The following is a 21,181-nucleotide window of genomic DNA, read 5'->3' on the forward strand; positions in this document are numbered from 1 at the left end:
CCAGTCGTCCACCGCTGCGCCGGGCCCGGATCTCGACGACCCGCGCGGTCGGAGCGTGCCGCCGGACGTTGGTCAGGGCCTCGACCACGATCCGGCGGCCCACGGCCCACCACCCACCGCCGTCCTCGCGAGCCGATGAGAGCCGCGCCGAGCCGCCGCGCCGCCGAGCGCGGCCCACCGCCGTCGGACGACTCGGCGTCCCTCGCGGGGCGGCGCGTGGGGGCTTCCGGGGGCGCGCGGGGTGGTGCGAGCTTCCGTCCGGTGGGCGCGGGGCGCAGGGGCGGCCGGAGGGTGAGCGGCGGGGGACAATGGCGGGGTGATCAGTAGCCCCGTTCTCGACCCGACCCGCCTCGCCAAGTTCCGTGAGGCGCTGCTCGCCGCCTCGTTCACCGCCGACGGGTGCCTGGACCTGCTCGGGCCCACCGGCTATTCGGCGTTGGCCCGCAGCGAGGCGGTCCCGGCACTGCGGGCGACCCGCGGTGGCAGTCCGCTGGAGACGCTGGTGCGGCTGTTCCTGCTGCAGCAGCCGGTGCCGTACCGGGCGGCCGCCGCCGCGCTGCCGGTGGAGGACTGCCTGGCGGACGGCTGGCTGCGCCCCGACGGCGACCTGGTGCGCGCCACCGTCGACGTCCGGCCGTACGCCAACGAGGTTGCCGGCATGCCCAGTTCGGACGCCTGGGTGGTCTCCGACCTGGGCTGCGCGGTGGGCGGCGCGGGCGGCATCGGCTCCGGTGAGACCGCGCACGGGGTGGCCCGCAAGGACCTGGTGCTGGGGGTCGGCGGCGCTTCGACCACGCTGGCCAACATCGCTGTGCGCCGCCCCGTCCGGGCCGCGCTGGACCTCGGTTCGGGTTCCGGTGTCCAGGCGCTGCACGCCGCCCGGCACGCCGGGACCGTCACCGCCACCGACCTCAACCCGCGCGCGCTGCGCTTCACCGAGCTGACCCTGGCGCTGTCCGGTTTCGACAACACCGAGGTGGCCGCCGGCAGCCTCTTCGAGCCGGTCGGGGAGCGGAAGTTCGACCTGATCGTCTCCAACCCGCCGTTCGTCATCTCGCCGGCCGGCCGGTTCACCTACCGCGACGGCGGCATGGCCGGCGACGACCTGTGCCGCAGCCTGGTCCGTTCGGCCGCCGACCACCTGGAGCCCGGCGGCTACTGCCAGCTGCTCGCCAACTGGCAGCACATCAAGGGCGAGGACTGGCAGGAGCGGCTGGCGGGTTGGGTCGCGGGAACCGGACTGGACGCCTGGATCGTCCAGCGCGAGGTCCAGGACGTGGCCCAGTACGCCGAGTTGTGGCTGCGCGACGGCGGTGACCACCGCGGCCCCGGCGGCGACTACCAGGCCCGCTACGGCGAGTGGCTGGACGCCTTCGAGGCGGGTCGGGTCGAGGGCGTCGGCATGGGCTGGATCACCCTGCGGGCGAGCGGCGCCGAGCGCCCGACCGTCCGGGTGGAGGAGTGGCCGCACCCGGTGGAGCAGCCGCTCGGCCCGCACATCGAGGCCTGGTTCGACCGGCAGGACTTCCTCCGCTCGCACGACGACGCGGGCCTGCTCGCGGCCCGCTACGTGCTGGCCGACGAGGTGGTCCAGGAGCAGGTCGGCGCGCCCGGCGCGGAGGACCCGGAGCACGTGATCCTGCGTCACAACCGCGGCATGAGGCGGGCCACCAAGGTGGACACCGTGGGCGCCGGCTTCGTCGGTGTGTGCGACGGGACGCTGTCGGCGGGCGAGATCGTGGACGCCATCGCGCAGCTGCTCGGCGAGGACCGGGTGGTCCTGCGGGACCGGGTCCCGGAGTCGCTGCGCCTGCTGACCGAGCAGGGGTTCATCGACCCGGTCCGCTGAGGCCGGACCGGCAGGACCCGCCGGCCCGCCCAGACCCCCAGCAGACCCCCAGACCCCCAGACCCCCAGACCCCCAGACCCCCAGACCCGCCGGACCCGCCGGACCGGCAGGACCCCCAGAGCGGCAGGACCCGGTTCCGTCGGGCCCCGGTCCGTCGAGAGCGGGGTCCGGTCCGGTTCGGTCCGGTCCGAACCGGGACGGTTCACCCGGCCGTACCCCCTGGTTCGTCCGTCCGCCGCTGGGCGGCTGTCTCCCGTTGGCTCCCCGCTGCGAAGCTCTGTCCACAGGCTGTGGACAGAGCTGGGGAGCCGGGGGCCAGGGGTGGACACGACGACGGCGATGGTGGGCGGGTCGGTGCTCGCCCTCTTCGGTGGCGTGCTGCTGCTCTGGTGCGCCGCCGAAGCGGGCCTGCGCCTGCGGGTGCGTCGCCGGGGTGCGTCGGCGGTGGCCACCGTGGTGGCCGAGGACGACGTGCACGGCCAGTTGGACAGTGCGCCGCTGCTCTCCTTCTCGGTGCCGCTCTCGGTCGGCGGCCCGGGTGCGTGCGGGATCGCGGGGCTCGTGGTCGCCCGACCGCGCGGGCACACCCCGCTGCGCCGTCCGGACCGCTTCGCGCCCGGGGCCTCGGTGCGGATCTGTTACGACCCGCAGCGCCCGAGCCGGGTGGTGCTGGCGTCCGGGGAGGTCGGCCGGGCGGCCGTCGTCGACCTGCTGTGGAGCGTCCTCGGGGTGGGCTGTCTGGCGGCGGGCGCCGGGCTCCTGGCCGCGGCCGGCGGCTGAGCCCGCGCGACCCTGAGCACCGATCCGCAACGAAACCCTGAGCTCCGGTCCGCGACGCGGCCCGGAACACCGATCCGCGACGCAGCCCCGAGCTCCGGTCCGCACCGCGGCCCGGAGCGCCGACCCGCACCGCGACCCGGGGTACGGCCACGGAAGGCGACCCGCCGGCGCCCGCACCCCGCGCCCGCCCGTCGATATTTCCGTTGACAGATCTTGAAATCCGTCATTCCATCCTCCGGAACCTGCCGAAGCCCCCCTCCGCGGGGCGCGAACCTCCGTCATCGGGTTACCGTTCGAGTGGCGTCGGTGAGCCCGGCAAGTGAAAAAGCGGGATCCGTCCGTTTGACAAGGGTGGCCGGGGTACGGTCACACTCCGCTGGTGGGGGTGTCGTGCCGCGGCAGCCCCGGGACGGTGGAGGGGTCGGGCGGAGCGCAGCCCGTGCTGCCGGCGCCGACCAGCCACATATGGACCGGGAGAGAAGAGCGAAGGTGTCCCCGAGCAGCGAGACCGCGCACGGACAGCGACTCGTCATTGTCGAGTCGCCGGCCAAGGCGAAGACGATCAAGGGCTACCTGGGCCCCGGCTACATCGTCGAGGCGAGCGTCGGGCACATCCGCGACCTCCCCAGCACCGCGGCCGAGGTGCCGGACAAGTACACCGGCGAGGTGCGCCGCCTCGGGGTGGACGTCGACCACGACTTCGCCCCCATCTACGTGGTCAACGCGGACAAGAAGTCCCAGGTCAGCAAGTTGAAGTCGCTGCTCGCGGAGTCCGACGAGCTCTTCCTCGCCACCGATGAGGACCGCGAGGGCGAGGCCATCGCGTGGCACCTCCAGCAGGTGCTGAAGCCCAAGGTGCCGGTGCACCGCATGGTGTTCCACGAGATCACCAAGTCGGCGATCCAGGAGGCCGTGGCCAATCCGCGCGAGCTCAACCAGCGCCTGGTCGACGCCCAGGAGACCCGCCGCATCCTCGACCGGCTGTACGGCTTCGAGGTCTCGCCGGTGCTGTGGAAGAAGGTCATGCCGAAGCTGTCGGCGGGCCGCGTGCAGTCCGTCGCCACCCGCCTGGTGGTCGAGCGCGAGCGCGAGCGGATGGCCTTCCGCACCGCCTCGTACTGGGATCTGGTCGGCACCTTCGGCACCGGCCGCACCCCGGCCGACGCCGCCAACCCGGAGACCTTCGGGGCCCGGCTGGCCTCCGTCGACGGCAAGCGGATCGCCAGCGGCCGGGACTTCGGCCAGGACGGCCGGCTGAAGGGCGCCAGCGCGAACACCCTGCACCTGGACGAGCAGGCGGCCCGTCAGCTGGCCGCCGCCCTGGAGCAGACGGTGTTCGCCGTCCGCAGCGTCGAGTCCAAGCCCTACCGTCGCTCGCCGTACGCGCCGTTCCGCACCACCACGCTGCAGCAGGAGGCCAGCCGCAAGCTGGGCTTCGGTGCCAAGCGGACCATGCAGGTGGCTCAGAAGCTGTACGAGAACGGCTTCATCACCTATATGCGTACCGACTCCACCACGCTGTCGGACACCGCGGTCACCGCCGCCCGGGTCCAGGTCACCCAGCTGTACGGCGCCGACTACCTGCCGGACGCCCCGCGCACCTACGCCAGCAAGGTCAAGAACGCTCAGGAGGCGCACGAGGCCGTCCGCCCGTCCGGCGACCGCTTCCGCACCCCCGCCGAGACCGGCCTGACCGGTGACGACTTCAGGCTGTACGAGCTGATCTGGATGCGCACCGTCGCCTCCCAGATGAAGGACGCGGTCGGCCAGTCCGTCACCGTCCGGGTCGGCGGCACCTCCGCCGACGGCCGGGACGTCGAGTTCTCCGCCTCCGGCAAGATCATCACCTTCCACGGCTTCCTCAAGGCCTACGTCGAGGGCGCCGACGACCCGAACGCCGAGCTCGACGACCGCGAGCGCCGGCTGCCGCAGGTCGCCCAGGGTGACCCGCTGGCCGCCGAGCGGATCACCCCGGAGGGCCACGCCACCAAGCCGCCGGCCCGCTACACCGAGGCCTCGCTGGTCAAGGAGCTGGAGGACCGGGAGATCGGCCGCCCCTCCACCTACGCGTCGATCATCGACACGATCATCCAGCGCCGGTACGTCTTCAAGAAGGGGACGGCGCTCGTTCCGTCGTTCCTCTCCTTCGCCGTGGTCAACCTGCTGGAGAAGCACTTCGGCCGGCTGGTCGACTACGACTTCACCGCCAAGATGGAGGACGACCTCGACCGGATCGCCGCCGGTGAGGCGAAGTCCGTGCCGTGGCTGAAGCGCTTCTACTTCGGCGAGGGCGAGGGCCACGCCACGGGCGGCGCCGCCGAGGCCGGCAACGGCGACGGCGACCACCTGGGCGGCCTGAAGGAACTGGTCACCGACCTCGGCGCGATCGACGCCCGGGAGATCAGCTCGTTCAAGGTCAGCGACGACATCACCCTGCGGGTCGGCCGCTACGGCCCGTACGTCGAGCGCGCCTCGGCCGTCGAGGGCGAGCCCGGTCAGCGCGCCGACATCCCGGACGAGCTGCCGCCGGACGAGCTGACCGTCGAGCTGGCCGAGGAGCTGCTGGCCAAGCCCAGCGGTGACTTCGAGCTCGGCCCGGACCCGGTCAGCGGCAACACGCTGGTCGCCAAGGACGGCCGCTACGGCCCGTACGTGACCGAGATCCTGCCCGAGGGCACGCCGAAGACCGGCAAGAACGCGGTCAAGCCGCGGACCGCCTCGCTGTTCAAGACGATGTCGCTGGACACCGTCACGCTGGAGGACGCGCTGCGGCTGCTCTCGCTGCCGCGGGTGGTCGGCACCGACGCCGAGGGTGCGGAGATCACCGCGCAGAACGGCCGCTACGGCCCGTACCTCAAGCGCGGCACCGACTCTCGGTCGCTCACCAGCGAGGACCAGCTCTTCACGATCACTCTCGACGAGGCGCTGGCGATCTACGCCCAGCCCAAGCAGCGCGGCCGGGCGGCCGCCGCCCCGCCGCTCAAGGAACTGGGCAACGACCCGGTCAGCGAGCGTCCCGTGGTGGTCAAGGACGGCCGCTTCGGCCCGTACGTGACCGACGGCGAGACCAACGCGACGCTCCGCAAGGACGACGACGTCGAGACCATCACGCCGGAGCGCGGGTACGAGCTGCTCGCCGAGAAGCGGGCGCGCGGGCCGGTGAAGAAGGCGGCGAAGAAGGCCCCGGCGAAGAAGGCCGCGGCCAAGAAGACGACCACGGCCAAGACCGCGGCGACCAAGACCGCCGCCAAGAAGACCGCCGCGAAGAAGACCACCACCACCAAGACGGCGGCGGCGAAGAAGACGGCGGCCAAGAAGACCGCCGCGAGCAAGACGGCGGCCAGCAAGACCACCGCGAGCAAGACGGCGGCTGACACGACCACGGCCACCGAAGAGGGCTGATCACAGGTCACCACGGCCGGGCCCGTGCCCCCGATCCCGGGGGTGCGGGCCCGGCCGCGTGTCCGGCGGTCCGGGTCGGACCGGCGCGTGGCGAGGCGGGTGCCCCGGCGCCGCGCGCCCGGCGGGGCCGTCGGACACGCCCGGGGTCGGGCGGGCTTGTGCGGGGAACGTCACAACCCGGTGATGAGCGGGATCCGGAGGCCCGTTCGCCTCATTCCGGCCAGGTCCAGCCCGCTACGCTGACCGTATGACGAGCGAGGAGCAGCCCACCCCCAGCGCCGCCCCGGCCGCCAGAGCCGCACGGGCCGACCTGCCCGATGTCGCGCCCGCCGGGACTCCGGCGGACCGGGCCCGGGCGTTGCTGCGGACACGTGCCTACCGGCGCCTGTGGACCACCCAGCTGATCGGCGGCACCGCCGACCGGCTCGGTCTGCTGGTACTGCTCGCGCTCACCGTGATCGCCGCAGCCCAGGGCGGCCAGTTCGGCGGCCTGCCGCGCAGCCTCGCCTTCGCCCTCGCCGCGGTCCTCGCCGTCCGGGTGCTGGCCACCGGGCTGGTCGGTGTCGCGCTGCTGGGCCCGGTGCACCGGCTGGTGGCCGGTCGGCTGGACCGGCGCTGGACGCTGTTCGGCGCCGACGTGCTGCGCGTCCTGCTGCTCGGCGTCGCGCCCTGGTGGAGCGTCTGGCTGGGCTCCGCCGCCAAGCCCTCCGGGGCCGCCACCTACGTCCTGCTCGCCTCCGTGTTCGTGACCGGTGCCGCCGAGCGGGTCTGGGGCATCACCAAGGCCGCCGCCGTCCCGGGCCTGCTGCCCTCGGCCGATCCCCACGCCCCGGCCGCCGAGCGGCGACCGGCCGCCGCCAACCTGGAGAGCGTCCGCGGCATCGACCGCTTCACCGGCTGGGTGACGGTGCCGCTCGGCGCCGCCGGCCTGGTGGTCCTCACCCTCCTCAACAACATCGGCGCGGCCCTCGGCTCCGACTGGCTCCGCGCCCACCAGCTCACCTTCGCGGCGCTCGGCGCGGCCGGGCTGTTCGCCGCCTCGGCGGTCCGCGGCTACCTCCAGCAGCTGCCCGGCGGTCCGGTGTCCGTCGCCCCGGTCTCCCCGCTCCAGGGCCTGCGCGCCCCGACCGACGCCGCCCCCGGCCCCGCGCTGAGCAAGGGCCGCACCGGCAGCGCCCCGTACTTCACCTTCGCCGTCGCGGCCGGCTACGCCGCGATGGCGGGCGTCGCCGCGCTCGCGCTGCTGACCGCCGCCGAGCACCGCGCCGGGCCGATCGGCTACGGCCTTGTGGTGCTCGCAGCCGCCGGCACGCCCGCCCTGGGCGCCCGGCTCACCCGGGCCACGCTGCCCTCGCTGTCCCGCCGCCGGCTGCTCGCCCTGGCGCTGCTCACCCAGGGTGTCGCGCTGATCCTCGCCGGGCTGGTGCTGGACTTCGTGCTGGTGCTGCTGCTCACCGTGCTGGCCGGCCTGGCCGCCGGGATCGTCGTCTCGGCCGGGCGGACCCTGCTCGCCCAGGAGGTCGAGGAGGCCCGGCTGCCGAAGGTCACCGAGCACCTGTTCGCCGTGCTCAGGTCCGTGGTCGCCGCCGCGCTGGTCGTCGTCCCGCTGATCGCCGCCGCCTACGGGGACGTCGAGTACGGCACCGTCGAGCCCGGCTCCTTCACCTTCATCCACGGCGGCGCGGCCCTGGCCGTCGCCACCGCAGGGCTGCTCACGCTGGTGCTCGCCGCGGTCGTGCTGCTGCGCACGGACGACCGGCGCGGCACCGCCCCGTTCGTCCGGGACCTGGTGGACTCGGTGCGCGGCCCGGTCGGCCCGGTACCGCACCGGGGCACCGGCACCGGCTTCTTCATCGCCCTGGAGGGCGGCGACGGCGCCGGCAAGTCCACCCAGGCCCAGGCGCTCGCCGAGTGGATCCGCGGCAAGGGGCACGAGGTCGTGCTCACCCGTGAGCCCGGCGGCAGCCCGGTCGGCCAGCGGCTGCGCGGCCTCGTCCTGGACGTCGGCAACACCGGCCTGTCGCACCGCGCCGAGGCGCTGATCTACGCCGCCGACCGCGCCGAGCACGTCGAGAACGTCATCCGGCCGGCGCTCGCCCGCGGCGCCGTGGTGATCACCGACCGGTACATGGACTCCTCCATCGCCTACCAGGGCGCCGGGCGCGACTTGGCCGCGACCGAGGTCGCGCGGATCTCCCGCTGGGCCACCGGCGGGCTGCTGCCCGACCTGACCGTCGTCCTGGACGTCGACCCGACCAGGGCCCGCGAGCGCTTCACCGAGGCGCTGGACCGGCTGGAGTCCGAGCCCACCGAGTTCCACCAGCGGGTCCGGGCCGGCTTCCTCGCCCTTGCCGCCGCCGACCCGGCGCGCTACCTGGTCGTGGACGGCAGCCAGGCCCCCGGCTTCGTCACCACCGCCATCCGGCACCGGCTCGACCGCGAGCTGCCGCTCTCCGAGCAGGAGAAGGCCGCCCGCGCCGAGCAGGAGCGGCTCGCCAAGGAGGAGGCCGAGCGCCGCGCCGCCGAGGAGGCCCGCAAGAAGGCCGAGGAGGAGGCCGCCGAGCGCAAGCGGCAGGAGGTCCTGGCGCAGCTGCGGGCCGAGCAGGCGGAGCAGGAGCGGTTGGCCAAGGAGGAGGCCGAGCGGGCCGCCGCCGAGGCCCGGCGCAAGGCCGAGGAGGAAGCCCGGAAGAAGGCCGAGGAGGAAGCCCGGCGCCGCGCCGCCGAGGAGGCCGAGCGCCGCGCCAAGGAGGAGGCCCGGCTGGCCGCGGAGGCCGCCGAGCGCCGGCGGCTCGCCGAGGAGGCGGCCGCCCAGGCGGAGCTCCAGCGGCAGCGCGAGCTCGCCCGGGAGGAGCAGCGCCGGCGGGCGGAGGAGGCGCTGCAGCGGGCCGAGGAGGCGCGGCTGGCGCAGGCCGCCGCGCTGGCGGCCGCGGCTGCGGCGGCGGAGTCGGCGGAGGGCCGGGCCGAGGGACGGCCGGGTTCGGAGCCAGGCTCGGGCGCGGGCTCGAAGGGTTCGGGGCCCGGGGAGTCGGCCGCGGAGACGACCACGGAGCTGCGGGCGGTCCGGGACGTCCCGACCGACGCGTCGCAGGGTTCTCCGCGGACCTCGCCGGAGGCTCCCTCGGGGGCCGCGTCGGGCGGGCTCGGGGACGAGGCGACGCGCGAGTTGTCGCTGCGGGACCGGCAGGCGGCCGTCCGGGCGGCGGAGGCCGTCGAGGCGCGCAAGGCCGCCGAGGCCCAGGCTCAGGCCGAGGCTCAGGCTCAGGCCCGCCGGGCCGCCGGCGGTGCCGGCGGTGCCGCGGGCGCGGTCGACGAGACCGCCAGGCTGCCGGTGGTACCGGCCTCGGCGGTGGACGAGACGGCCGTGCTGCCGAAGGTCCCGGCGGAGGACGACCGGACCGCGGTGCTGCCGCGGATCGACCCGGGCCGCGTCGAGGGCCGCGGCGAAGGCCGTCCCGAGGGCCGTACCGAGGGCCGTACCGGCGGGAGCCGGCCGGCGCAGGGGCCGCGACGCGCGGAACCGGTGGACAGCACCCGCGAGCTCCCGGTGATCGGCGCGGAGCCGACGGCCGAGTCGCAGGCGCCGTCGCAGCCGCAGGCCCAGGCGGGTGCCGAGCGGTCGCGGCCGGAGTGGGCCGAGGAGACGCCGCTGGACGACCTGCCGAGCCTCACCGACACCCTGCTCGGCTCGCACGACGAGTGGGCGCGCCTGGAGCGCGGCGGCCCGGGCCAGAGCGCCCCGTACGGCGGCCCGCAGGGCGCCCCGACGGAGCGGCCCGAGAGCCGTGGGGACGCCCCGGACGCGGGCAACGGCAAGGGCAAGGGCCGTCGCTGGGGCCGCCGGGGCTGACCGGACGGCTGTGCGCGGCGCCGTCGGGGCTCGATCCCCGGCGGCGCCGTCGCGTTCGCGGCCGTCGCGCTGCCGTTGCCCCGCGCGCCGCCGTGCCTCGCCAGCCGCCGTGCCCCGCGCGCCGCCGTGCCTCGCGTGTCGCCGTTCTGCGTGTCGTCGTGGCCCGTGCGGGGCCGGCCTCCCGTCCGCCGTGACCCGGACGGAGCAGTGGGTGTCGGAGCGGAGACGTATGCTCGACGGCGGGGAAGAGGCGCCACGGGCGCTGCCGTACGGAGCTTGGGAGCAGCAGTGGCCGTCTGGGACGACCTGGTGGGCCAGGACCGGGTGGTCGAGCAGCTGACCGCCGCCGCCCGGGCGGCCGGGGCGACGGTCGAGGCCGGCCGCGGAGCCGCCCCGGTCGAGGGCGCGAACGCCTCCCTGATGACGCACGCCTGGCTGTTCACCGGCCCGCCCGGCGCCGGGCAGGTCACCGCCGCGCGTTCCTTCGCCGCCGCCCTCCAGTGCACCAGCCCCGATCTCGCGCTCGGCGGAACGCCCGGCTGCGGGTTCTGCGACGGCTGCCACACCGTGCTGGCCGGCAGCCACGCCGACGTCAAGTACGTCCGGACCGACGGCCTCTCCATCGGCGTCGGCGACATGCGCGACCTGGTCATGCGCGCCTCCAGCTACCCGACCGGCGGCCGCTGGTCGGTGATCCTGGTGGACGCCGCCCACCGGCTCACCGAGGCCGCCGCGAACGCGCTGCTCAAGGGCGTGGAGGAGCCCTCCCCGCGCACCGTCTGGCTGCTCTGCGCCCCCTCCGTCCAGGACGTGCTGCCGACCATCCGCTCGCGCTGCCGCCTGCTGGTGCTGCGCACCCCGGCGGCCGAGGCGGTCGCCGACACCCTGGTCCGGCGCGACGGCGTCGACCCGGAGACCGCCCGGCTCGCCGCGCTCGCCGGTCAGGGCGACATCGAGCGCTCGCGCCGCCTCGCCGTCGACGAGCAGGCCCGGACGCGCCGCACGGAGGTGCTGCGCATCCCGCTGGAGGTCGGCGACATCGGCGGCTGCCTGACCGCCGCCCAGCGCCTGGTCGACACCGCCAAGGCCGACGCCGAGGCGCTCGCCGAGACCCAGGACGCCAAGGAGACCGACGACCTCAAGGCGGCCTACGGCGCCGCCGAGGGCAGCAAGGCGCCACGCGGCATGGCGGGCGCGGTCAAGGAGCTGGAGAAGCGGCAGAAGAGCCGGGCCACCCGCACCCGTCGGGAGACGCTCGGCGTCGCCCTGCTCGACCTGCTCGGCTTCTACCGGGACGTGCTCGCCATCCAGCTCGGCTCCACCGGCGCGCTCGCCAACGAGGACCAGCGGCAGGCGCTGAACCGGGTGGCCCAGGCCGGGCCGGCCGAGAGCACGCTGCGCCGGATCGAGGCGGTGCTGGCCTGCCGCCGGGCGCTGGACCGCAACGTGGACCCGCTGCTCGCGGTCGAGGCGATGACGGTGGCCCTGCGCGCGGGCTGAGCACCGGACCGGGGCCGCGGTTGGGTGTGCCGTTCCGCTGCCCCGGGGGCCGCTCGCGTTCCCTGAAGGCCGCTCAGGTGCGTTGAGGCCCGCTCACCTGCTGAGGCCCGTTCACCTGTGTTGAGGCCCGCTCACCGCCGGTGGTATCCGTACGCCTCCCGGAGGCGGTGCGCCGTCCCACCTTCGAGTGAACGAGCGACACTCGCCGGGCACACCGTCGTGTGACCGTCCGCCGGTTGTGCACGCTGGGGGCCGACTGCGCCCGCTGCCGGGGCGGTCGCCTCCCGCACGCGCCGGTTCCGGTTCGGCGCGGCCCCCTCCAGAGGTGGTGCGTCCCGTGGTTCGTTCGCTCCTCGTCATCCCCCTGCTCGCCGCCGCTCTCGGTGGGATCTGGCTGGCCCGGGGTGCCCAACAGCGCTGGCGCGACCTGCGCGCCGCCGAGACCTACGAGCTGGCCGGAGACCGCTGGCCGATGCTGCTGCGGGCGGCCGGGGCGATGGTCTGCGGGGTGTGCGTGACCGCGCTGACGGTGCTCACCGCGCTCGGCGCCTTCGGCGGCCTCGGCCGTGGAGCCCAGGAGCCGGACCTGGTGGACCCGGTCGTGGACGCGGCGGGCGCGGGGCCGGGCAGCGGGACGGGCACGGCTGAGGGAGCGGTGGCCCGGCAACAGGCGGCGCCCCCCGTGGCCGCCGATCCGGCCGGTGCCACGGCCGCCGCCGCTGCGCCCGTCGGAGCCGCCTCGGCGCCCGCGGCCCCCGCCGTGGCCAGCCGCTTCGACAGCGTCGGCCACCCCGGCGGCGGCGAGCTCCTCCAGTCCGCCGTGCTCGGCCCCGACGGCCACCCCCGCAACGTCCGGGTCTGGCTCCCGCCGCAGTACGCCAAGGAGCCGAACGCCCACTTCCCGGTCGTCGTGATGCACGCGGCCGCGCCGCAGAAGACCGCCGACGCCGAGGTCCCGGACGTCTTCGAGGGCATCGGCTCGGCCCTCCAGACCGGCAAGACCCACCCGTTCATCCTGGTCGCCCCCGAGGCGCCGAACGGCACCGCGCACCCCTGCGAACTGGTCGCCGCCGCCCCGGCCGCCGTCGCCGACGACGCGGCGCTGCGCACCACCATCGCGGCCACCTTCCGCACCCTGCCACCCGGCCCGGCCTCCTGGGGCGCGCTCGGCGTCGAGGGCGGGGCGCCCTGCGCGGCCGCCGCCGGACTGGCCAGACCCGACCTGTACGGCGCCGCCGCGGCGGTCTCCGGCCGCTACGACGCCACCGCCCTCACCCAGACCGGCGCCGAAGCCCCGGCGGGCAGCGCGGCCAAGTTGCTGCTGGCCGCCGCCAAGGCCGACTCCGCCGGGCTGGACGCGGCCCGCAAGCTCCAGTCCGCGCTGAAGGCCGGCCCCGGAGCGGCGGCCAGGGCAGAGGTGCGGATCTCGGACAACGTCCAGGACTTCACCCCCGACCGGGAGCGGCTGCGGCTGGTCCGGCAGGCGGCGCAGTTCCTGGCCGAGGCGCTGGCGAGGGCGTCCTGAGCGCGGGTCAGGCGGCGCTACGCTGCCCGGTACCCCGGGGCGGGTGCCGGGCAGCGGCGTTGTTCCCGGGGGCTCCACGAGGGGTTCCACGGGCTGTTCCACGGCTGGGGCACGGCTATTCATGGCTGGTCCACGGCTGGTCCATGGCTGGTCCATGGCTGGTCGACTGCGGAGAGGTGGCGGATGAGGGTCTTCGGGCGGACACGGCTGCGGGTACGGTCACGGGCACGGGTGTGGGTGCGGCCTCGGGCGCGGTCACGGTCACGGGCGCAGGTGCGGCCGCGGGCGTTGGCGGCGGCACTGGTCGTGGTCGGGCTGCTGGCGGGCGGGTGCGGCTCCGGTCGGTCCGGGGCGCCGGCGGCGCCCTCCTCGGACGCGGCCGGTTCCGGCGCGCCGTCCGCCCCGGTGGTCCCGGGACAGACGGCGGCCCCGGCGGCCGGGGCGACCCCGCTGGAGCCGCTGCCCGCCGCCGTCCCGGCCGCGCTCGCGCCGTACTACGCGCAGCGACTGGCCTGGCAGCCCTGCGACAACGGGTTCGAGTGCACCACGTTCCGGGTGCCGCTGGACTACGACCACCCGGGGAGCAGTGACCTCACCCTGGCGGCCGCCCGCGCGGCGGCATCGCCTGCCTCCCCCTCCGCCACCGCGCCGTCCGCCTCCCCGGTCACGCGGCTCGGCTCCCTGCTGCTCAACCCGGGCGGGCCCGGCGGCTCGGCGATCGAGTACCTGGAGGCCGCCGCCGGGACGTACAACCACGGGGTGCGGGCCCGGTACGACCTGGTCGGCCTCGACCCGCGCGGGGTGGGCCGCAGCAACCCCGTCAGCTGCCTGAGCGGCGACCGGATGGACGCCTACACCACCGTCGGCCTGACCCCCGGTGACCAGCACGGCATCGACGCGCTGATCGCCGCCGACAAGGAGTTCGCGGCGGGGTGCCACCAGCAGGCCGGGGCGGCGCTCGGCCACCTCAGCACCGTCGAGGGCGCCCGCGACATGGACGTGCTGCGCGCCCTGCTCGGCGACGAGAGGCTCAACTTCGTCGGCAAGTCCTACGGCACCTTCCTCGGCGCCACCTACGCCGGGCTGTTCCCGAGCCGGGTCGGGCGGCTGGTGCTGGACGGCGCGATGGACCCGTCGCTCGACTCCGTCACCGGCAACCGCACCCAGGCGGGCGGTTTCGAGACGGCCTGGGCCGCCTTCGCCAAGGACTGCGCCGCCCGCGAGGACTGCCCGCTGGGCCGCACCGAACAGCAGGTCGGCGACCGGCTCACCGCCCTGCTCGCGGGTGTCCGCGGCACCCCGCTGCCCACCACCACGGGCGGCCGCCGGCTCACCGGGTCCCAGGCGACCACCGGCGTCATCCAGGCCATGTACGCCGACTTCCTGTGGCCGCGGCTGCGCACCGCGCTCGCCGACGCCGAGGCCGGCGACGGCACCGGGCTGCTGAAGCTGTCCGACGACTACTACGGGCGCGAGGCGGACGGCTCGTACCCCAACCTGATGTTCGCCAACACCGCGGTGAACTGCCTCGACCTGCCCGCCCCGTTCCGCGGACCGGAGGACGTCCAGCGGGCGGTGCCGGAGTTCGAGCGGGTCTCCCCGCACTTCGGGCGCGACATGGCCTGGATGGCCCTGGCCTGCACCTACTGGCCGGTCCGGGCCACCGGCGCGGCGCACACCATCCGGGCCGCCGGCGCCGCCCCGATCGTCGTCATCGGCACCACCCGCGACCCGGCCACCCCGTACGCCTGGGCCCAGTCGCTGGCCGGCCAGCTGGAGTCCGGCCGACTGCTGACCTTCGACGGCGACGGCCACACCGCGTACGGCCGGCACAGCACCTGCGTGGACGGAGCGGTGAACCGCTTCCTGCTGACCGGGGAGGCCCCTGAGCAGGGCAAGCGCTGCGACCGGTAGCGCCGGGGCGCCGGGGCTCCGGCGTCGGCCGTCCGACAGGTGGTTTGCACTTCAACCGATCACCGGTGCGACGTTACGATGAGCGCCCCCTGTCACCCTCCCCCGCACCGGAGCTCATCGTGCTCGGAGTCAACGACCTGGCGACGTACGTCCTCGGCGCCCTCGTCATCGTCCTCCTGCCCGGCCCCAACTCCCTGTACGTCCTGTCCGTCGCGGCCCGCAAGGGCATCCGCACCGGCTACCGGGCCGCGGCCGGCGTCTTCGTCGGCGACCTCACCCTGATCAGCCTCACCTCGCTGGGCGCGGCCTCCCTGCTCAAGGCCAACCCGGCCGTCTTCGCCGTGGTCAAGTTCGGCGGCGCCGCCTACCTCCTCTGGCTCGGCTACGGCATGCTCCGCGCCGCCCGCCAGCTCTGGCGCGAACACCGGGCCGCCGCCGACCCCACCGTCGAACCGGCCCCCGAGTCCGCCGAGAACCCCTTCCGCCGCGCCCTGGTGGTCAGCCTCCTCAACCCGAAGGCCATCCTCTTCCTGCTCTCCTTCTTCACCCAGTTCGTCGACCCCTCCTACGGCCAGCCCGTCCTCTCCTTCGCCCTCCTCGGCGGCATCCTCCAGGCCTTCAGCTTCCTCTACCTCTCCCTCCTGATCTTCGCGGGCACCACCCTCGCCACCGCCTTCCGCCGCCGCAAGCGCCTCTCCGCCACCCTCACCAGCGGCGTCGCCGTCCTCTTCGCGGGCTTCGCCGCCAAACTCGCCGTCTCCTCCGCCTGACCCCCGGCCCCGGATACCGGGTACGGATCACCCGCGAACCTGTGTAGACTGGCCCGCGTTGCCGCCACACACGGCAACGGCGCCGCCTTAGCTCAGTTGGCCAGAGCAACGCACTCGTAATGCGTAGGTCGCGGGTTCGAATCCCGCAGGCGGCTCAGTGTGAAAGGCCCAGGCCGGATCCAATCCGGCCTGGGCCTTTTTGCGTGCCGTGGGCGGGGCCGGGCGTGGTGGGCGAGGGGGCGGATTCGGCGGGGAAACCGCCTCTTTGGTCATACGGGATATCTGCCGAACGGCAGATGGCAGGGGGCTGGGGATCGGTCAGGCTTGCGGCGTGCTCAGGGGGCCGGGGGTGTGCGGCCCGAGAGGTGCGTTCGATTCCAGCCGTAAGGAGGGCGTGGTGGACCGACGCTCGAAGTCCGTACCCGCGTTGTTCGGCCTCGTGGTGGCCGTTCTCGTTCCGCTCGTCGGGTGTGCCAATGCCGTGGACGCCGCGCCGGAGGACAAGACCTTCGCGTTCGCGGGGGAGAAGTTGGACGTGAAGTCGCACGGTGCTCCGGCCGATCTCGTCGCGGCGGACCGGCCGGACGTCAAGGTCACCCGCTGGTTCGACACGAGCGGCAAGGTCGGCGGTGTCAAGGAGTCCTGGACGCTGGCGGACGGGGTCCTGGAACTGCGGGCGGGGTGTTCGGGGCTCGCCAACTGCGACACGAAGTACCGGGTCGAGGTGCCCAGGGGCGTCGCGGTGCTGCGGGACGGGCGCGAGACGGAGCTCAAGGGGTGAGGGGGACGAGGGGGACGAGTCGTGTCGGAGAAGGGGCGGGCATGCTCGAACTGATCGACGTCACCAAGGAGTACAGGGGTGGCAAGCGGGCCGTCGACGGCGTCACGATGCGCCTCGGCCCGGGGATGGTGGGGCTGCTGGGGCCGAACGGTGCGGGGAAGTCGTCGTTGATGCGGATCGTGGCGACGGTGACCCGGCCCACGAGTGGGCAGGTGCGGTACGAGGGCGTCGACGTGGTGGCGGAGCCGGACCGGCTGCGTCGGCAACTCGGTTACCTGCCGCAGGACTTCGGGGTCTACCCGAACCTGACCTCGCGGGAGTTCCTGTCCTACCTGGCCGCCGCCAAAGGGATCGGCGCCCGCTCGGCCCGGGCCCGGATCGACGAGCTGATCCAGCTGGTCAACCTGACCGAGGCGGTCAAGCGCCCGCTCGGCGCGTACTCGGGCGGCATGCTGCGCAGGGTCGGCATCGCGCAGGCCCTGCTGGCCGACCCCAGGGTGATCGTGGTCGACGAGCCGACCGCCGGGCTGGACCCGGAGGAGCGGGTGCGCTTCCGCAACCTGCTGAGCGAGCTCGCGGCGGACCGGGTCGTGATGCTCTCGACCCACATCGTCTCCGACGTCGAGTCGGTCGCCTCCGACATCGCCGTGGTCGCGCACGGCCGGCTGCTGCGCCGGGGGGCGCCCGACGAGCTGCTCCGGGAGATCGACGGGCAGGTGTGGGAGGCGGTGCTCCCCCCGGCGGACCTCCTGGAGGTGCAGGCCCGCCACGTGGTCAGCCGGATGGTGCGGACGGGGTGCGGGGTGCGGGTGCGGCTGCTCGCCGACGCGAGGCCCTGGCCGGACGCCGTCCCGGTGGCGCCGGACCTGGAGGACGCCTACCTGGGTGTCATCCACCGCTCGGGGGAGCGAAGCGGCGGTGTCCACCCGGCCGGGCACTCGGCCGGCCGGCGGGAGGCGCGGCGATGAGCGTGGGGGCGACGACGCGGGGGCGGGCATCGGGGCGGGTGTCGCTGTTCGCGGGGCTGGCGGTCGGCGACTTCCGCGACCGGGTGCGCCGGCCGGTGTACGCGGTGACGCTGCTCGCCGCGGTCGGGCTCGGCTACCTGGCCGTACCGGACGCCGGCGGGCACTGGACGATCATGGACGTGGGCGGCAACCGGGGGGTCTACAACAGCGCCTACGTCGGCGCGGTCACCGCGCTGGCCGGCGCGCTCTGGCTCACCTTCGGCGGCTTCTACGTGGTGCGCGGCGGCATCGCCCGGGACGAGAGGAGCGGGGTCGGCCAGGTCCTCGCCGCCACCCCGCTGCGCACCTCCCACTACCTCCTGGCCAAGTTCCTGAGCAACCTGCTGGTGCTCGCCTCCATGGTCGGCGTGCTGGCCGTCACCGCGCTGTTGATGCAGTTCGCCCGCGGCGAGGACCGTTCGCTCGACCCGATGGCGCTGCTGCAGCCGTTCCTGCTGCTCTCGCTGCCCTTGATGGCGATCACCGCGGCGGCGGCGCTGCTGTTCGAGACGGTGCCGCTGCTGCGGGGCGGCTGCGGGAACGTCGTCTGGTCCGTGGTGGCCATGGTGATAGCGATCGGCGGGCAGTCGGCCTCCGCGCCGCTGGACGGTCTCGGAGTGAACCCGGTCGCGCGGTCGATGGGCGTGGCGCTGGAGGCCCAGCACGGGACGGTCGACCCGGGCGGCTTCAGCCTCGGCCTGACCAAGGTCGACAAGCCGCTGGGCACCTTCGTCTGGAGCGGTTTCGACCCGTCCTCCGGCTACGTCCTCGGCCGGCTGGCGCTGTTCCTGGCGGCGTTCGTGGTGGCGCTGCTGCCGACCCTGTGGTTCGGCAGGTTCGATCCCGCCCGCGGGTCGGGTGGTACGGCCGCCCCGGTTCGGGCCGCCGTCGAGACGGCGGGCGCGCCGTCCGTGCACGACGGCGCGGAGCCCGCGGGGGCCCGGTGGGCGACCGCACCGGGCGCCCTGCCGCGGACCGAGCCGGGGATCGAGTCGCGGACCGAGCCGCGGCGGGCCGGGGCGTTCGGACGGCTGCTGGCGGGCGAGGTCCGCATCCTGGTGCAGGGCGTGTCCCGCTGGTGGTGGCTGGTCGCCGCGGGGCTGACGGTGGCCGGGTTCGCGATGCCGCTGAACGTCGTCACCGGCCTGCTGCTGCCGCTGTCGTGGCTGTGGCCGGTCCTGCTCTGGTCCAGGCTCGGCAGCCAGCAGGTCGAGAACGGTCTGGAGGTACTGCTCGGGTCCTACCCGTCGGCCCGGCGCCGGCTGCTGGCCGAATGGGCGTCCGGGCTGGTGCTCACCTCGGTGACGGGCCTCGCCCCGCTGATACGCATGCTGGTGGCGGGGGACGGCGCGGGGGCGGCGAGTTGGCTCGGTGGCGCGTTGTTCGTTCCCTCGATGGCCATGGCGCTCGGCGTGGTGAGCCGGAGCCACCGGCTCTTCCAGGCGGTCTACCTGCCGCTCTGGTGGATCCTCGTCAACAACGTCGCCGCCGTCGACTTCATGGGGGCGGTGCGGGTGAACGGCAGTCCGGCCGGGCCGGGGCCGCTGCTGGTCGGGGCGCTGTCCGCGGTCATGCTCGCGGTGGTGTTCCTGGTCGGCGCCGCCCGACGGAACGTCAAGGGCTGAGCCGGAAAGGGAGAGACATGGGCCGGGCGGGGGCGGGTCGGAGGCCGACGGAAGCCGGGAGCCCGGGCCGTCGGTGGACGACCCGGGCTCCCCCGTGCTGTGGGGTGCGGCGCGTCTCCTACTCGTCGTCGCCGAGGTCGCCCGCGAGGTCGCCCGCGAGGTCGCCCGCGAGGTCGCCGTCCGGGGTGCCGTTGATCGCGTAGCCTTGCCGGCGCGCCTCGTAGCAGGCCACGGTCGCGGCCGCCGAGACGTTCAGCGAGCCGACCCGGCCCAGCTGCGGCACGAACACCACCTGGTCGCAGAGTGCCAGGGCCTCGGGGGTGATCCCGCGGTCCTCGTGTCCGAGCACGAAGGCCACCGCCGGGGTCAGCTCGGCCGCGAACATCGGCACCGCTTCGTCCGCCAGCTCCAGGCCGACGACCTTGTAACCGTCCGCCTTGGCCGCCGCGACGGCCTCGGCGATGGTCGGGAAGTGCTCCACCTTCAGGTACTTGTCGGTGCCCATCGCGGCCTTCTGGGCGCCGGACGAGCGCACCGACGGGGTGTCCCCGACCAGGTAGAGCTTCTCGGCGCCCATCGCCGCGCCGGTGCGGACCAACGAGCCGACGTTGAACGGCGACTGGAGGTTCTCCAGGATCATCGCGAGCCGGAACTCGTTGCTGCGCCGCCAGGAGCGGTGCAGACGCTTCAGTTCGGTCCCGCGCAGCTGCTTCACGTCGTCGTACCTCGTCCACTCTCGGAGCCCTCGCCCACCTCGGGGCGGGGCCGCGCTTCCAGGATCCGTACCCCGTTGACCGACGTGACCCGAGTGGTCGGGTAGCCCTGCTCGTTCAGCCACTTCTGGAGCGAGTCCGAGCCCAGGTGCTTCTGCACCACCAGGAACGCCGAGCCGTCCGGGGTCAGCCGGTCGAGCCAGTGCGTGAGCAGGCGGCGCAGCGCGGCCTTGCCGATCCGGATCGGCGGGTTGGAGTAGATGGTGGCGAAGCGGACGTCCTCGGGGACGTCGTCGGGCAGGGCCGCCTGGACGTTGCCGAGCCCCAGCGACTCGGCGTTCAGCCGGACCAGCTCCAGGGCGCGCTCGTTGACGTCCACCGCCCAGACCGGGAGGCGCTTGCGGCGGCTCGCCCAGGTCAGGGCGATCGGGCCGTAGCCGCAGCCGATGTCCAGGATCGGGCCGCGCACCCGCGGCTGCGGGGCGTGCTCCAGCAGGATCCGGGTGCACGGGTCGAGCCGGCTGCGGGAGAACACTCCGGTGTCGGTGGTCAGTTCCAGGGTGAGGTCCGGCAGGGAGACCGTGATCGGCCGACGGTCGCTGGCGACCTCGGGTGCACCGGTGAAGTAGTGCGAGCCGGACATGATTTCCCCGTCGTTCGTATGGGCCTCGGGGCCACCGGGTGGGTGTGGGTCAGCCCTTCGTACGGCACCGATCGTACCCCCGGTGGCCCGCAGGGCGTTCCGGCCGCCGTGCCGTCCGCAGCTCCGGCCGCCGTTCCGTACAGCCGTCCGGGCAGCGGTCCGGGCAGCGGTCCGGACATCGGCCGGGACACCGACCCCGACATCGGCCGGGACGGCTGCGCGGTCAGACGGTGCCGGGGTTCTTGCGGGTGGCCACGTTGATGCGGTTCCAGGCGTTGATGGTGAAACAGACCGAGATCAGCTGTGCCAGCTCGGCCTCCGCGAAGTGCGCGGCGGCCCGGTCGTAGACCGCGTCGGAGACGCCGCCGCCGATCCGGGTGATCTCCTCGGCCAGCGCCAGGGCGGCCCGCTCGCGCTCGGTGTACACCCCGGCCGGGGCCTCCGGCCAGACCGGCAGCAGGTAGATCCGCTCGTCGGTCTCGCCGGCCTTGCGGGCGTCCTTGGCGTGCATGTCCAGGCAGTACGCGCAGCCGTTCAGCTGGGAGGTGCGCATCTGGACGAGCTCGACCAGGGCCGGGTCCAGGCCCTCGCGGGCGGCGGCGTCCAGGGCGATCATCGCGCGGAACACCTTGGGGACGGTGCGGGCGTAGTCGAGGCGGGCGGTGGCCTCGGCGGCCTCGGTGTGCGGGGCGGTCCGGGTGCTCTCGTTCGTTGTCATGACGACGACCCTAGGTGCGGAATGAACCCTCATCCTGGGTCATTGAACGGCGTTTTTCATGGGTCAATCCGGCCGGTCGGACAGGGGTGTCCGCAGGAGCCCCGGCA

The 21,181-nt window shown here is 74.7% G+C and carries 14 protein-coding genes and 1 tRNA gene; 12 read left to right on the top strand and 3 right to left on the bottom strand.

Annotated elements, in window-relative coordinates:
- Nucleotides 1–316 precede the first annotated feature (316 nt).
- The 12 genes from ACWD4P_RS06925 to ACWD4P_RS06980 all read left to right on the top strand — a co-directional run bounded on the left by ACWD4P_RS06925 (nt 317) and on the right by ACWD4P_RS06980 (nt 19,000).
- Nucleotides 317–1,849, top strand: coding sequence for a DUF7059 domain-containing protein (locus ACWD4P_RS06925; protein ID WP_449778834.1), 1,533 nt, complete (start codon nt 317–319; stop codon nt 1,847–1,849).
- Between the two features lie 321 nt (nt 1,850–2,170).
- A complete protein-coding gene (locus tag ACWD4P_RS06930) occupies nt 2,171–2,629 on the top strand; it encodes a DUF3592 domain-containing protein (RefSeq protein WP_359829795.1) in 459 nt (152 codons plus the stop codon).
- Nucleotides 2,630–3,118: 489 nt separating this feature from the next.
- Complete coding sequence (topA, locus tag ACWD4P_RS06935) at nt 3,119–6,031, top strand: type I DNA topoisomerase (protein ID WP_449778835.1); 2,913 nt, start codon at nt 3,119–3,121, stop codon at nt 6,029–6,031.
- 247 nt (nt 6,032–6,278) lie between these two features.
- Nucleotides 6,279–9,878 (top strand): dTMP kinase, encoded by a 3,600-nt coding sequence (gene tmk / locus ACWD4P_RS06940; protein WP_449778836.1) that lies wholly within the window; start codon nt 6,279–6,281, stop codon nt 9,876–9,878.
- Nucleotides 9,879–10,166: 288 nt separating this feature from the next.
- Nucleotides 10,167–11,378, top strand: a complete 1,212-nt coding sequence (locus ACWD4P_RS06945; RefSeq protein ID WP_359824696.1) for a DNA polymerase III subunit delta' — start codon at nt 10,167–10,169, stop codon at nt 11,376–11,378.
- A gap of 337 nt (nt 11,379–11,715) precedes the next feature.
- Nucleotides 11,716–12,903: a hypothetical protein gene (locus ACWD4P_RS06950; RefSeq protein WP_449778837.1), complete on the top strand. Its 1,188-nt coding sequence runs from the start codon at nt 11,716–11,718 to the stop codon at nt 12,901–12,903.
- A gap of 183 nt (nt 12,904–13,086) precedes the next feature.
- Nucleotides 13,087–14,817 (top strand): alpha/beta hydrolase, encoded by a 1,731-nt coding sequence (locus ACWD4P_RS06955; RefSeq protein WP_449778838.1) that lies wholly within the window; start codon nt 13,087–13,089, stop codon nt 14,815–14,817.
- A gap of 119 nt (nt 14,818–14,936) precedes the next feature.
- Nucleotides 14,937–15,587 (top strand): leucine efflux protein LeuE, encoded by a 651-nt coding sequence (gene leuE / locus ACWD4P_RS06960; protein WP_359824686.1) that lies wholly within the window; start codon nt 14,937–14,939, stop codon nt 15,585–15,587.
- Nucleotides 15,588–15,668: 81 nt separating this feature from the next.
- Nucleotides 15,669–15,742 (top strand) — tRNA-Thr (locus ACWD4P_RS06965).
- Nucleotides 15,743–15,984: 242 nt separating this feature from the next.
- Nucleotides 15,985–16,368, top strand: a complete 384-nt coding sequence (locus tag ACWD4P_RS06970; RefSeq protein WP_359824684.1) for a hypothetical protein — start codon at nt 15,985–15,987, stop codon at nt 16,366–16,368.
- A 41-nt stretch (nt 16,369–16,409) separates the two neighbouring features.
- Nucleotides 16,410–17,336: an ABC transporter ATP-binding protein gene (locus ACWD4P_RS06975; protein ID WP_449778839.1), complete on the top strand. Its 927-nt coding sequence runs from the start codon at nt 16,410–16,412 to the stop codon at nt 17,334–17,336.
- The gene (locus ACWD4P_RS06980; RefSeq protein ID WP_449778840.1) at nt 17,333–19,000 is read left to right on the top strand and encodes a hypothetical protein; all 1,668 of its coding nucleotides are present in this window, start codon (nt 17,333–17,335) and stop codon (nt 18,998–19,000) included. Before ACWD4P_RS06975 ends, ACWD4P_RS06980 begins: the two co-directional genes overlap by 4 nt.
- Before the next feature lie 118 nt (nt 19,001–19,118).
- Here the strand turns inward: ACWD4P_RS06980 and ACWD4P_RS06985 are convergent, their stop codons facing one another.
- The 3 genes from ACWD4P_RS06985 to ACWD4P_RS06995 all read right to left on the bottom strand — a co-directional run bounded on the left by ACWD4P_RS06985 (nt 19,119) and on the right by ACWD4P_RS06995 (nt 21,074).
- On the bottom strand, nt 19,119–19,715 hold the full coding sequence (locus ACWD4P_RS06985) for a TrmH family RNA methyltransferase (RefSeq protein WP_449778841.1): 597 nt from the start codon (nt 19,713–19,715) through the stop codon (nt 19,119–19,121).
- The gene (locus tag ACWD4P_RS06990; RefSeq protein WP_359824675.1) at nt 19,712–20,356 is read right to left on the bottom strand and encodes a class I SAM-dependent methyltransferase; all 645 of its coding nucleotides are present in this window, start codon (nt 20,354–20,356) and stop codon (nt 19,712–19,714) included. The genes ACWD4P_RS06985 and ACWD4P_RS06990 overlap by 4 nt, the downstream gene beginning before the upstream one ends.
- Nucleotides 20,357–20,579: 223 nt before the next feature.
- Nucleotides 20,580–21,074, bottom strand: coding sequence for a carboxymuconolactone decarboxylase family protein (locus ACWD4P_RS06995; protein ID WP_359824673.1), 495 nt, complete (start codon nt 21,072–21,074; stop codon nt 20,580–20,582).
- Between the last annotated feature and the right edge of the window lie 107 nt (nt 21,075–21,181).

The organism is Kitasatospora sp. NPDC002543, assembly GCF_053594915.1.

Coding starts and splice junctions, on each gene's coding strand:
- ACWD4P_RS06975 (WP_449778839.1), top strand. CDS start 16,410: ATGCTCGAACTGATCGACGTCACCAAGGAGTACAGGGGTGGCAAGCGG.
- tmk (WP_449778836.1), top strand. CDS start 6,279: ATGACGAGCGAGGAGCAGCCCACCCCCAGCGCCGCCCCGGCCGCCAGA.
- ACWD4P_RS06990 (WP_359824675.1), bottom strand. CDS start 20,356: ATGTCCGGCTCGCACTACTTCACCGGTGCACCCGAGGTCGCCAGCGAC.
- ACWD4P_RS06995 (WP_359824673.1), bottom strand. CDS start 21,074: ATGACAACGAACGAGAGCACCCGGACCGCCCCGCACACCGAGGCCGCC.
- ACWD4P_RS06980 (WP_449778840.1), top strand. CDS start 17,333: ATGAGCGTGGGGGCGACGACGCGGGGGCGGGCATCGGGGCGGGTGTCG.
- ACWD4P_RS06955 (WP_449778838.1), top strand. CDS start 13,087: ATGAGGGTCTTCGGGCGGACACGGCTGCGGGTACGGTCACGGGCACGG.